This is a genomic window from Nocardia paucivorans NBRC 100373 (assembly GCF_000308675.1).
Classification (GTDB): domain Bacteria; phylum Actinomycetota; class Actinomycetes; order Mycobacteriales; family Mycobacteriaceae; genus Nocardia; species Nocardia paucivorans.
In genome coordinates, this window is record NZ_BAGE01000039.1 from 42,999 (window position 1) to 55,158 (window position 12,160).

Below are 12,160 nucleotides of genomic sequence, written 5' to 3' on the forward strand. Positions count from 1 at the left end.
CCGACAGCGAAACGCGTGTGCGGTGAACGATTCGGCCGGAAATCCGGCCTTACAACAGGTTCGCGGCCTCGTCGAGTACCGTCCTGAGCACTTCCTCTATTTCCGCGAAGTGGCTCTCCCCGCAGATCAGCGGTGGGGCCAATTGGATTATCGGATCGCCGCGGTCGTCCGCACGGCAGTAGAGCCCGCCTTCGAACAGCGCCTTCGAAACATATCCGCGAAAAATTCGTTCTTTCTCCTCGACGCCGAACGTCTCGCGCGTGTCCTTGTCCTTCACCAGCTCGATTCCGTAGAAATACCCGTCGCCTCTGATATCTCCCACCAGAGGAAGATCGGCGAGACGTTCGAGATAGGACCGGAAGAGGCCGCTGTTCGCCTCGACGTGGGCGTTCAGCTGCTCTTTTTCGATGATGTCGAGATTGGTCAGCGCAACGGCGGCGCCCACCGGGTGCCCACCGTAGGTGAATCCGTGCGCGAACCAGTCGCGTTCCGTCATGAACGGTTCGGCCAACCGATCATGGGCGATCATCGCCCCAAGGGGAGCATAACCGGAGGTCAATCCCTTGGCGCAGGTGATGATGTCCGGTTGGAAGTCGTACCGTATCGCGCCGAAGTCCGCTCCGAGCCGCCCGAATCCACATATCACCTCGTCCGAAACGAGCAGGACGTTGTAATGGTCGCAGATCTCCCGAACCCGCTGCAGATAGCCGGGAGGTGGCGGAATACAACCGCCGGAGTTCTGGACCGGCTCGATGAAGACGGCCGCTACGGTTTCGGGCCCTTCCTGCTCGATGGCCTCGGCGATCTTGTCGGCCGCCCACAGCCCGAATTCGCCCGGTGTGAGGCCTCGGTTGTCCCGGCGGTAGTAATTCGTATTGGGAACGCGAATGGGTGTGGGTACGAGGGGTTCGAAATCGACACGCGCACTGGGGAGTCCGGTGATCGAGAGGGCGCCCATCGAGGTGCCGTGATATGAGGCGTAGCGGGATATCGCCTTGTGTTTCAGTGGGTGTCCGGTGCGTCGGTGATAAGCGCGGGCCAGCTTCCAGGCCGTTTCGACGGCCTCGGAACCACCCGTTGTGAAAAAGATCCGGTTCAGGTCCCCCGGGGTCATATCCGCGAGCCGGTCGGCCAGTTCTATCGCCGGTGGATGCGCATACGACCAGATGGGGAAGTACGCCAGTTCGCTCGCCTGACGGGCGGCGGCCTCGGCGAGCTCGGGCCGACCGTGGCCGACCTGTACCACGAAGAGTCCGGACAGCCCATCGAGATAGCGGCGGCCGGTGGAGTCGAAAACGTAGGGCCCCTCTCCCCGTACCATCACCGCTGTATCCGCAGCATCTCCCGAGGCGAGACGGGTGAAGTGCATCCACAAGTGCTCGGAGGCGGGATTCTCGCCACGATCGCGAAGAGTCACAGTTGCTGTCCTGCGGGGTATCGGGGCCGGGTCCGGCCTGCGGTGTGTTATATGCGAATAACCGAATGCTGGCAGTCCGGGACGTCGAACGGTGAGTAGGGAACTCCCTATGATCGTCCCCTCGCCGCCCTCGGGGGATCGCACCGATATCGCATCGGCCGAAGGGCCGCGCCGTGCCGTGTCCCGAGCCGGGATGTCCGCTCAGAGCGGAACGCGGCGCGGCGCGACCGGCAGCGCCGGTACACTCCGCCACATGGGCGAGCATCCGACGTTGCAGTCGATTCCCGGTGGACGCGACGAGGGGCACCGGCGACCGCGGCCGCAACCCATCCGAGAACCCCTGTGGCGTGAAGTGCTCGGGCTTCGGCTGCGTCAGTTGCGCCAGGAGCAGCGCCGAACATTGGCGGAGACGGCCGGCCGGGCCGGTGTCTCGCCGCAGTATCTGTCCGAGGTGGAACGCGGCCGCAAAGAACCGTCGAGTGAGATGATCGCGGCGCTCGCGGGCGCGCTCGGCACCTCGTTGGGTGAATTGACCGGCCAGGTCTCGGAGGTATTGCGTCGAGAGCGCCTCACCTCGACCCGGCCGGCCGTTGCCCCCTCCCGCATCCCGCGAACGGGAGCGCAGGCCGTATTGCTCGCGGCCTGACCGCTCTCACCCCCGCGAGTGCAGCACCCGGTCGACCAGACCGTATTCCACCGCGGCATCGGCGGTGAACACCCGATCGCGATCGGTATCGCGCCGCAGCGTCTCGATGCTTCGGCCCGTGTGCCGCGACAGGATCGTTTCGATTTCCGTGCGCATTCGCACCAACTCGTCGGCCTGCAGGATCAGATCGGGGATCGCGCCCTGACCTCGGGCCGCCGGCTGGTGCAATACCACCCGGGCATGCGGCAGGATGGCACGTTTCCCCGGTTCGCCGCCCGCCAGCAATACCGCCCCCACCGCGATGGCCTGGCCCACGCAGGTGGTGTGGACCTGTGCCTTGATGTATCGCATGGTGTCGTATACCGCGAGCATCGCGGGCAGTTCGCCGCCCTCGCAGTTGATGTACAGGTCGATCTCCTGCTCGGGGTTCTCCGATTCCAGATGCAGCAGTTGCGCGATGAGCGCGTTCGCCACCCCGGAATCGATCGGGGTGCCGAGGTAGACGATCCGTTCGGTGAGCAGATGCGAATACACGTCCATGATCCGCTCGCCGCCGGGCTGTCGGGCGATGACATTGGGAATGGTGTAGGTGCTCATGCGATGCCGACCTTCGGACGTTGTGGAACGACCTGGGCGAACGAATCCACGATGTGATCGATGAACCCGTACTCCTTGGCCTGCTCGGCGGTGAACCAACGGTCGTGTAGCGAATCCTCGTAGACCCGCTCGTACGGTTGGCCGGTGTCCTCGGCGATGAGACCGAGCACCGTTTCCACGGTGTGCCGCAGATCGTCGGCCTGCGCCTCCACCTCGACCGCGCTGCCGCCGATCCCGGAGGAACCCTGGTGCATGAGGATCCGGGAGTGCGGTAACGCGAAACGCCGACCTCGTGCCCCCGACGACAGCAGGAACTGACCGGCGCTACAGGCCAGACCCAATGCCAGGGTGGAGACCTCGCACGGCACCAGCCGCATGACATCGCGGATGGCGAGCATGGCGGGAACCGAACCGCCGGGGGAGTGGATCCACAGCGAGATCCCGGCGTCCGGGTTCTCCGCCGCGAGTGTGAGTATCTGCGTCATCAGCAGGGTGCCGTTGTCGTCGTCGAGTCCGCCGTCGAGGACAACGATGCGTCGAGCGAGCAGTTGTTCGCGTGCCCGCCAATCGAACAGCGGAGTTTTGTCGTCGTGAGCCATACGTCCACCGTGCCCCGAGGGGGTTGTGTATTTCGCCTTCTACTGCTGTGAGCGGATCTGCTCACAGCAGCGAAAGTCTTTTCGAGTGGATACACACCGGGGAGACGCCGGTTTCCTTGGTGTTTTCCGTCGAGCCTCTCGCCGGGAATGCGGCAGTATCGGCATATGCACAGTATTTTGTTCGCCGAAGAGAACATGGCCCGACCGGCGACGGCACCCGGATTGACCCAGCAGAGTCCCAAGTCGCTCAAATACGCAGTGAACGGTGAATGCTATGCGCGGCAGGGCGCCATGGTCGCCTTCCGCGGGAACCTGCAATTCGAGAAGCACGGTCAGGGCATCGGAAAATTCCTGCAGCGGGCCATCACCGGCGAGGGAGTGCCCTTGATGGTCGTGCGTGGTCAAGGTGAGGCATGGTTCGCGCACTTCGACCGTAACTGTTTCATCATCGATCTCGAACCCGGCGACGCGATCACCATAAACGGCCGCAATGTTCTGGTCTTCGACCCCGGTCTTCGATACGACATCCGCATGGTTCAGGGAGCGGGTATGGCCGGTGGCGGGCTGTTCAACTGTGTGTTCACCGGGCAGGGCCGACTCGGTCTGGTGTGTGCGGGCGTGCCGATCATCATCCCGGTCCACCCCCAGGCCCCGGTGTTCGTCGACACCGACGCCGTGGTGGGTTGGAGCGCGAACCTGCACACATCACTGAACCGGTCCCAGTCCTTCGGATCCATGATCCGCGGAGGATCGGGTGAGTTGTTCCAACTCCGGCTGGACGGTGAGGGTTTCGTCATCGTCCAACCCAGCGAGGCCTAGCGCTCATCGAGTTCGGCGAACGAGAGATCGGCGGCATACGCCATATGTCGGCCGGGTAGCCGGGCCAGGGCTTTTCCGTGCGGTCCATATCGGAACCGAACCTCGGTGCCGGGCGCCGTCTCCGACTCGATCCGCAAGGACAGGTGTCGGAGAAAACGTATGGTGTAGGCATAGGTATTGCCCACGGAAGATGGGTAGAGCCGCGTGCGGTGTCGGGGTGACGAAGGGGGCGCATGGATACCGAATTCCAGAAGACACTGAGGGCACGTGTCGCCCGAGTCAGGGTCATGACCAGGGTGCCGAGCCTGACGGTCGCTGTGGGTATCGGCGGTGTGCAGCGTGCCCTGGCCTGCTCCGGTTACGCCGATTGTGAAAGCGCCGATCCTGCTGCGGGGACGACCGGTTACCGGATCGGTTCGATCACCAAAACCTTTACCGCTGCGCTGATTCTGCTGCTCACCGACCGCGGTGAGATGTCTTTGGACAGCACTGTGGACCGGTACCTGCCCGGCACGCCGTTCGGGCATGTACCGGTCCGTATGCTGCTTTCTCACAGCAGCGGTTTGCCGCGCGAGGTGCCCACCGGAATGTGGGAGACCGGGCGAGGGCCATCGGTCGCCGAACTGCATACGGCGTTCCGGCAGGTCGAACTACTCGCCGAGCCCGGCCTACGCTGGCACTACTCCAACCTGGGTTATGCGATCCTCGGTCGGATCATCGAAACCGTCACCGGCCGGCCTTATGAAACGGCGATCGAACACACACTGCTGGACCCGCTCCATCTCGAACAGACCGGATGGACACCGCCCGACACCGCCGCAGTGGGTTACCGGTTGGACCCCTACAGCAACGAGGTGCACCGGGAACCGGTGATGGACCAGGGCGCGATCGGCGCGGGAGGCCAACTATGGTCCGCCGCCGGCGACCTGCTGCGCTGGGGGCATGCTCTCACCGGCGGTGAGCCGAACGTCCTACCCACCACCGTGGTCGACAAGATGCACACCTTGCAGGTCATGGCCGATACCGCACACTGGAGACGCGGCTGGGGGCCGGGCCTGCTTCTGGCCCGCTGCGGCGACCATATTCTCGCAGGTCACACCGGGGCCATATCAGGATTCCAGGCTGCCCTGATGATGGACCGTGATACCGGAATCACCGTCGCCGTGTTGACCAACGCCACCCGCGGGATTCGGCCGGGCGACCTCGCCATCGAGATCCTGCAGGATGCCATGGCGGCGCAGCCGGAAACCCCGATACCCCCTCGGTCACCGACACCGTGTCCCGACCGCATCCGTCCACTGCTGGGCAGGTGGTGGATCGAGTCCGACGAAATGGTGTTCCGTTGGGAGGACGACGGTCTGCACGCCGGCCTCGTCGGTGAGCCGAATACCAGCGACACCCGCTTCGTCGAAGAAGGCCCCGGACGCTTCCGGGCAGCCGAAGGATGGTTGCAGGGCGAACGGCTGACGGTGACCCACACCGAAGCGGGTCTTCGGATGCGGTGGGCCACCTACCCCCTCACGCGAACGCCGCGGTGAACGACTTCTCGACCGGTTCGGGTGGTTCGGTTACAGCAGGCGGGACAGGAACGCCTTGGTGCGGTCGTGCCGCGGGGCGGACAGGACTTCCTCCGGTGGCCCCGCTTCGACGACCATCCCCTGGTCCATGAACACCAGCCGGTCGGCGACCTCTCGGGCGAAGTCCATTTCGTGGGTGACCACCACCATTGTCATCCCCGAATCCGCGAGTTCCCGCATCACCGCCAGCACCTCACCCACCAGCTCCGGGTCCAGTGCCGAGGTCGGCTCGTCGAACAGCATGAGCTTGGGGTCCATGGCCAGTGCGCGGGCAATGGCCACCCGCTGCTGTTGCCCACCGGACAACTGGGCCGGGTAGGCGTTCGCCTTGTCCGCCAGTCCGACCCGTTCGAGCAGTTCTTCGGCCCGGGCGGTCGCGGCGGCCCGACGCAGCCTTTTCACCTGGATGGGTGCCTCGATGACATTGCCGAGGACCGTGCGGTGCGGGAAGAGGTTGAAATGTTGGAAGACCATCCCGATATCGCGGCGTTGGCGGGCGGCCTCACGCGGGTGCAGTTCGTAGAGGCGTCCGTTGCGCTCCCGATAGCCCATCAGTTCGCCATCGACATACAGACGGCCGGCGGTGATCTGCTCCAGATGGTTGATACAGCGCAGAAAGGTCGATTTCCCCGAACCGGAGGGGCCGATGAGGCACAGCACCTCCCCACGGCCCACTTCCAGTGAGATGCCTTTGAGGACCTTCAACGCGCCGAAGCTCTTGTGGACCCGGTCGGCGTGGATCATCGGTGTCGATACCGTTTCCCGACTCATTCCGGGCGGGCCCCTCCCTGTGCGTCGGCCAGTTCCTGAAGTTGTTTGGCGGTCAGTTGCCGGGAGATACCACGGGAGTAGTACCGCTCCAGGTAGTACTGGCCCACCATGAGGACGCTGGTGATCGCCAGATACCAGGTGGCGGTGACCAGCAGCAGCGGAATCGGCAGGAAGTTCACCCCGTAGATATCGCGGGCCCGGCCGAACAGATCGGTGCTCAGCGGGATCGCGGTGACCAGCGCGGTCGTTTTCAGCATGCTGATCAGCTCGTTACCGGTGGGCGGGATGATCACCCGCATCGCCTGCGGCAGTACGGTCCGGCGCATGGTCTGCGACCACGACATACCGAGTGCGATGGACGCTTCGCGCTGGCCCTCGCCGACCGAGTTGATCCCGGCCCGCACGATTTCCGCCATGTACGCGGCCTCGTTGAGTCCGAGTCCGATCACCGCGAACGCGAACGCCGCTTGCAGGCTCTGCACGTCCAGTTCGAAGAAGCGGGGCCCGAATGGGATTCCGAACGCAATGTGCTGGTACAGCGACGGCACCAGCCCCCAGAACACGAGCTGCACATAGACGGGGGTGCCGCGGAAAATCCACAGGTACACCCAGGCGGTGGCGCGAAAGACCGGGTTCGGCGACAGCCGCATCACCGCCAGCAGGGTGCCCAGGACCACCGCGATCACCATGGCGAGCACGGTCAGTTCGAGGGTGACCACGGCGCCGGCCGCGATCCGGGAATCACGCAGATACTGCCGATAGACGTCCCAGCGGTAGGCGGGGTTGGTGGCCGCGCCGTACAGGAACAGGCCCGCCAGTACGAGGATGAGTATCGCGGCGACCCAGCGTCCGGGGCGGCGCAGCGGGATCGCCCGGATCGGTTCGGGCTCGGCCTGCTCGAGGGATTTCGGTTCGATGGTCATGTCCGGCTCCTCGCGCCGTTGATGACGGAGGTGTCGATCGCGCCCTCCTGGACACCCCAGTTCTCGGTAATCCGCCGATAGACGCCGTTGTCCATGAGGTGTTGGACGGCGTCGCGCAGAATCGGCGCCAGCGGTGACCCCTTGGCGAGTGCCCACCCGTACGGGGCGGCATCGAATATCGGTCCCGCCGGTTCGATCTTGCCTTCGGTTCGTCTGATCGCGTACGCCGTGACCGGGGAATCGGCGGACATGGCGTCCACCTGCCCGAGGACCAGCGCATTGGTGACGGCGCTCTGTTCCTCGAATGCCTCGATGATGATGGGGTCGTGGCCGGCGGCGACGCAGGCCACGCTCTTGGCCGGTACCTCCTCGGTGTGTTCCACCGTCGTGGCCTGGACCGCGACCCGTTTACCGCAGGCGTGCTCGGGATCGATATCGCGGCCGGTGCGCTGGGCCCATTGCACTCCGGCGCGGAAATAGGTGACGAAATCGACCTGTTTCTCCCGTTCGAGCGAATCGGTGATCGAAGACATGCCCAGGTCGTAGGTTCCGGCCTGGACGGCGGGGATGATCTTTTCGAACGCCGATTCGGTGTAGCGGGCGCGGAGACCGAGCACCCCGGTGACGGCATCCATCAGATCGATGTCGAATCCGACGATATTGCCGTGTCGGTCCCGGTATTCATTCGGCTGATACGGCACGTTCACCCCGACCACCAGTTCCCCGGCGGCGGCGATCGATGCCGGTATCCGCGCCGCGAGCGCCTCCACCTTCGTCACCGGAACCTTCTCCGGTATCGGACCGGTGTCCTCGATATTGGTCACGCAGGCGGCCAACAGCAGTGCACCGGTGAGTACCGACCACAGCCGCGCTCGGGCACCGGAGCGTGCTCGACCAGCCATCGTGCCTCCACTACCGATCGCCGATATTCGGGAAAGCCGTGAAGTCACAATAAGCGACCGGAGTGGATGAGGTGCTCCTCAGCGTTGGGCGGTATCGGTCGGACCGACCTCCGCGGCCGCACGATCGTCGGACCCGGGTAGATGCGTGCGCCCGACATGGGCCTCCTTGCGCATCCGTTCCGACATGTGTGGGTAGTGCAGTTCGAACGCGGGACGCTCGGAACGGATCCGCGGCAGTTCGTAGAAGTTGTGCCGCGGCGGCGGGCAGGTGGTGGCCCATTCCAGCGAGTTGCCGTAACCCCACGGGTCGTCCACGGTGACGACCTCGCCGTAACGGTAGCTCTTGAAGACGTTCCACACGAAGGCGATCATGGACCCGCCCAGGATGAGGGTGCCGATGGTGGAGATGGTGTTCAGGCCGGTGAAACCGTCGCTGGGCAGGTAGTCGGCGTAGCGGCGCGGCATACCCTCGGCACCCAGCCAGTGCTGCACCAGGAAGGTGGTATGGAAGCCGACGAAGGTGGTCCAGAAATGTAGGCGGCCCAGTCGTTCGTCCATGAGCCGGCCGGTGAGTTTGGGGAACCAGAAGTAGATGCCGGCGAAGGTGGCGAACACGATGGTGCCGAAGAGCACGTAGTGGAAGTGCGCGACCACGAAGTACGAGTCGGTGACGTGGAAGTCCAGCGGTGGGCTGGCCAGGATGACACCGGACAGACCACCGAACAGGAAGGTGACCAAAAAGCCGATGGAGAACAACATCGGCGACTCGAACGTCAGCTGTCCCTTCCACATGGTGCCGATCCAGTTGAAGAACTTCACACCGGTCGGGACCGCGATGAGGAAGGTCATGAACGAGAAGAACGGCAGCAGCACGGCGCCGGTGGCGTACATGTGGTGCGCCCACACCGCCATGGACAGCGCGCCGATTGCCAGGGTGGCGAAGACCAGGGCGGTGTAGCCGAAAATCGGCTTACGACTGAAGACGGGAATGACTTCGGAGATGATGCCGAAGAACGGCAGCGCGATGATGTACACCTCGGGGTGGCCGAAGAACCAGAACAGGTGCTGCCACAGTATGGTGCCGCCGGTGCCCGGGTCGTAGATGTGGCCGCCCAGGTGCCGGTCGTAGGCCAGAGCCATGAGCGCGGCGGTGAGAATGGGGAAGGCCAGCAGCACCAGAATGCTGGTGATCAGGATGTTCCAGGTGAAGATGGGCATCCGGAACATGGTCATACCGGGGGCGCGCAGGCACACCACCGTGGTGATCATGTTGACCGCACCCAGGATGGTGCCCAGACCGGAGACGGCCAGACCCATGATCCACAGGTCACCACCGACACCGGGGGAGTGCAATCCGTCGCTGAGGGGGGTGTATGCCGTCCAACCGAAGTCCGCGGCGCCACCCGGGGTGACGAACCCGGCGGTCGCCATGGTGGCGCCGAACAGATACAACCAATAGCTGAAGGCGTTCAACCGCGGAAAGGCCACATCGGGTGCGCCGATCTGCAGGGGTAGCACGGCATTGGCGAATCCGAACACCACCGGGGTGGCGTAGAACAGCAGCATGATCGTGCCGTGCATGGTGAACAACTGGTTGTACTGTTCCGGGGAGAGGAACTGAAGTCCGGGACGGGCCAGTTCCCCGCGGATCAGCAGCGCCATCAGGCCGCCGACGAGGAAGAACGCGGTCGCCGATGCCAGGTACATGATGCCGAGCATCTTCGGGTCGGTGGTGGTCACCAACTTGTAGACGGCCGAACCTTTCGGGCCGACCCGGGCGGGGAAAGGTCGGGATGCCGTGAGCGTGGTACCACGTTGAGTTGGCGCTGCGGTCATAGCTCCTCCAGGGCCGGTCCGCTCGTTTTCGCCGCATGGCCACCCGCGCTCGTCGTCCCGGAACGCGGGTGGTGGTTGTATTGAGGTGGTTCCGTATCGAGGTGCCGCCCGGGCGGGATCAATCTCCGGCGAGGAAGCTCTTGGCGACCTCGAGGATCCGTTCCGAGAGAGCGTCGCCGGCGGTGGCCCGGGCCAACATCAACGCACCCGCCATCACCGACAGTTCCACGATAGCCTCCTGTTCGCCCGCATCGGGGGATTCCCCGAACTCGACCAGTTTGTCGATCATGGTGTGGATACCGTCGAGGTATGCCCGCCGCAGTGGGCTGCTGGGTTCGCTGCGCGCCACGTCGGAGGCCAAGGCCGCGATACCGCAGCCTTGGCCGGCAGCGTCGCGGTGCTCGGGTGACAGATAGCGTTCGATGAATCGCCGCCGCGCCGCCGGTCCGTCGGGACTGTCGGCGCGGATCTGGTCCATTTCGCGGATCTTCTCGGCATAGGCGGCCGCGCACGCCTGGGTGATCAGGTCTTCCTTGGAGCGGAAGTGGCGATAGAAGCCGCCGTGGGTCAGGCCGGCGGCGGCCATCAGTTCGGGCACGGTCGTTGCCGCGGCCCCACGTTCGCGTACCTGCGCCGCGGCCGCGTCGAGGACCTGTTTGCGGTGTGATTCCGCCTGTGCTCGGGATGCTCGCGGCACCTCGTCCCCTTTCGTCGTATTCGCGCCCTCGGTGGGTCGCGGGGTTCGGTACCAGTCTTGCGCATGTAAATAGATTATGTTCATAATCTAAAACGTATCGAGCGGTACCGCTCCCGACTCCCCGGCCGATCCGGCGAGCGCCCGACGCGGGGGCGAATCGAAAGGGAAGACATGACCGAAATCGAAGGCGCGATCGCGCTGGTCACCGGCGGACGACGTGGACTCGGACGTGCTTTCGTCGATGAACTGCTGCGTCGCGGCGCGGCCAAGGTCTACGCGACCGGTCGGCGACCGGAACCCGATGCGGACCCGCGCGTCGAGCAGTTCGCGCTGGATGTCACCGACCCCGCTTCCGTCGCTGCCGCCGCGGACCGGGCCGGCGACGTCGATATCGTCGTCAACAACGCGGGGGTGCTTCTGTCCGCCCCGCTGCTCACCGCCGATCTCTCCGATGTGATGACCACCTTCGAGACGAACGTCTTCGGCCCCCTGCGCGTCGCGCAGGCATTCGCGCCGATCCTGGCCGCCAATGGCGGTGGCGTCCTCGTCGACATCCATTCGGTGTTGTCATGGGGTGCCGGCGCGGGGGCCTACGGGGCGTCGAAGGCGGCGTTCTGGTCGCTCACCAATTCCCTCCGTGTCGAACTGGCCGCGCAACGCACCCAGGTGGTCGGCGTGCATCTCGGATTCGCCGACACCGATATGGTCACGCACCTTCCGGTCGACAAGATTGCACCGTCCCAAGTCGCCGCCGCCGTCTTCGACGGGGTGGAACGCGGCGCACACGAGGTCCTCGTCGACGAGGTGAGCCGGGAGATGAAAGCGGCGCTTTCGGGACCGGTGGAACGGCTTGCGCTCTCCTTCGCCCGCTGACCCATCACATTTTCCCGGCCGTCGAGACAAACCCGACCATCGAGACACAAGGGGTGCCCCGATGCCGCTGTGGCATATCTACCATCCGGTCAACACCTACTCCGACCAGGATAAAAAGGATTTCGCGAGAGATATCACCGAGTTCTATACCGGGTTCGGACTACCGGCGTTCTATGTGATGGTCCTGTTTCGGGAAGTGGAGGAGAACGCGTTCTTCGTCGGTGGAAAACCCTCCGGCAATACCGTGCGCATTGTCGTCGAACACCTCGCCCGCCATCTCGAGGACCCGAAGCTGCGCAAACGCTCGACCGAGCGGCTCAACTCGATCATGGTTCCCTATACCGGGGACCGGGGACTGCACTGGGAGTTCCACACCTACGAGTCGCCGCGAGATCTGTGGATGATCGCCGGACAGTTCCCGCCCGGCCCCGGAACCGAGGCCGAGAAGGTCTGGGCCCGGGAGAACGCGCCACTACCGTACTGAGAGCCGGGGAGTGTATCCC

General features: G+C 64.6%; 14 protein-coding genes. 5 read left to right on the forward strand and 9 right to left on the reverse strand.

Translation table 11 applies throughout. The features are described 5' to 3' along the window. Window positions 1-49: 49 nt before the first annotated feature. Window positions 50-1,438, reverse strand: a complete 1,389-nt coding sequence (locus tag ON32_RS10755) for an aspartate aminotransferase family protein (RefSeq protein WP_373284290.1) — start codon at window positions 1,436-1,438, stop codon at window positions 50-52. Window positions 1,439-1,670: 232 nt separating this feature from the next. Between ON32_RS10755 and ON32_RS10760 the strand changes: the two genes are divergently transcribed. Then, window positions 1,671-2,063, forward strand: coding sequence for a helix-turn-helix domain-containing protein (locus tag ON32_RS10760; protein WP_040790772.1), 393 nt, complete (start codon window positions 1,671-1,673; stop codon window positions 2,061-2,063). A gap of 6 nt (window positions 2,064-2,069) precedes the next feature. On the opposite strand, the gene ON32_RS10765 is transcribed toward ON32_RS10760, so the two are convergent. Continuing rightward, window positions 2,070-2,660, reverse strand: a complete 591-nt coding sequence (locus ON32_RS10765) for a ClpP family protease (protein ID WP_040790714.1) — start codon at window positions 2,658-2,660, stop codon at window positions 2,070-2,072. After that, the gene (locus ON32_RS10770; protein WP_040790715.1) at window positions 2,657-3,259 is read right to left on the reverse strand and encodes a ClpP family protease; all 603 of its coding nucleotides are present in this window, start codon (window positions 3,257-3,259) and stop codon (window positions 2,657-2,659) included. The genes ON32_RS10765 and ON32_RS10770 overlap by 4 nt, the downstream gene beginning before the upstream one ends. Window positions 3,260-3,424: 165 nt before the next feature. Between ON32_RS10770 and ON32_RS10775 the strand changes: the two genes are divergently transcribed. Continuing rightward, window positions 3,425-4,078, forward strand: a complete 654-nt coding sequence (locus tag ON32_RS10775; RefSeq protein ID WP_040790773.1) for an AIM24 family protein — start codon at window positions 3,425-3,427, stop codon at window positions 4,076-4,078. Here the strand turns inward: ON32_RS10775 and ON32_RS10780 are convergent. Then, entirely contained in the window at window positions 4,075-4,263 is a 189-nt protein-coding gene (locus tag ON32_RS10780; protein ID WP_040790716.1) for a hypothetical protein, read from the reverse strand. The two genes, ON32_RS10775 and ON32_RS10780, sit on opposite strands and share 4 nt — an antisense overlap. 48 nt (window positions 4,264-4,311) lie before the next feature. On the opposite strand from ON32_RS10780, the gene ON32_RS10785 reads away from it, so the two are divergent. Further along, window positions 4,312-5,616, forward strand: a complete 1,305-nt coding sequence (locus ON32_RS10785) for a serine hydrolase domain-containing protein (protein ID WP_040790717.1) — start codon at window positions 4,312-4,314, stop codon at window positions 5,614-5,616. A 30-nt stretch (window positions 5,617-5,646) separates the two neighbouring features. Here ON32_RS10785 and ON32_RS10790 read toward each other — a convergent pair whose 3' ends face one another. From ON32_RS10790 to ON32_RS10810, 5 genes are all read right to left on the reverse strand, one after another. Next, the gene (locus tag ON32_RS10790; RefSeq protein ID WP_083874310.1) at window positions 5,647-6,426 is read right to left on the reverse strand and encodes an amino acid ABC transporter ATP-binding protein; all 780 of its coding nucleotides are present in this window, start codon (window positions 6,424-6,426) and stop codon (window positions 5,647-5,649) included. After that, window positions 6,423-7,349, reverse strand: a complete 927-nt coding sequence (locus tag ON32_RS10795; protein ID WP_040790719.1) for an amino acid ABC transporter permease — start codon at window positions 7,347-7,349, stop codon at window positions 6,423-6,425. The genes ON32_RS10790 and ON32_RS10795 overlap by 4 nt, the downstream gene beginning before the upstream one ends. Further along, window positions 7,346-8,251: an ABC transporter substrate-binding protein gene (locus ON32_RS10800; protein WP_040790720.1), complete on the reverse strand. Its 906-nt coding sequence runs from the start codon at window positions 8,249-8,251 to the stop codon at window positions 7,346-7,348. Before ON32_RS10800 ends, ON32_RS10795 begins: the two co-directional genes overlap by 4 nt. 78 nt (window positions 8,252-8,329) lie before the next feature. Beyond that, on the reverse strand, window positions 8,330-10,087 hold the full coding sequence (ctaD, locus tag ON32_RS10805) for an aa3-type cytochrome oxidase subunit I (RefSeq protein ID WP_083874312.1): 1,758 nt from the start codon (window positions 10,085-10,087) through the stop codon (window positions 8,330-8,332). Window positions 10,088-10,205: 118 nt separating this feature from the next. Continuing rightward, window positions 10,206-10,868: a TetR/AcrR family transcriptional regulator gene (locus tag ON32_RS10810; RefSeq protein WP_245550946.1), complete on the reverse strand. Its 663-nt coding sequence runs from the start codon at window positions 10,866-10,868 to the stop codon at window positions 10,206-10,208. 87 nt (window positions 10,869-10,955) lie between these two features. On the opposite strand from ON32_RS10810, the gene ON32_RS10815 reads away from it, so the two are divergent. Next, complete coding sequence (locus tag ON32_RS10815; protein ID WP_040790721.1) at window positions 10,956-11,657, forward strand: SDR family oxidoreductase; 702 nt, start codon at window positions 10,956-10,958, stop codon at window positions 11,655-11,657. Between the two features lie 61 nt (window positions 11,658-11,718). Continuing rightward, window positions 11,719-12,141, forward strand: a complete 423-nt coding sequence (locus ON32_RS10820; RefSeq protein WP_040790722.1) for a tautomerase family protein — start codon at window positions 11,719-11,721, stop codon at window positions 12,139-12,141. Window positions 12,142-12,160 lie beyond the last annotated feature (19 nt).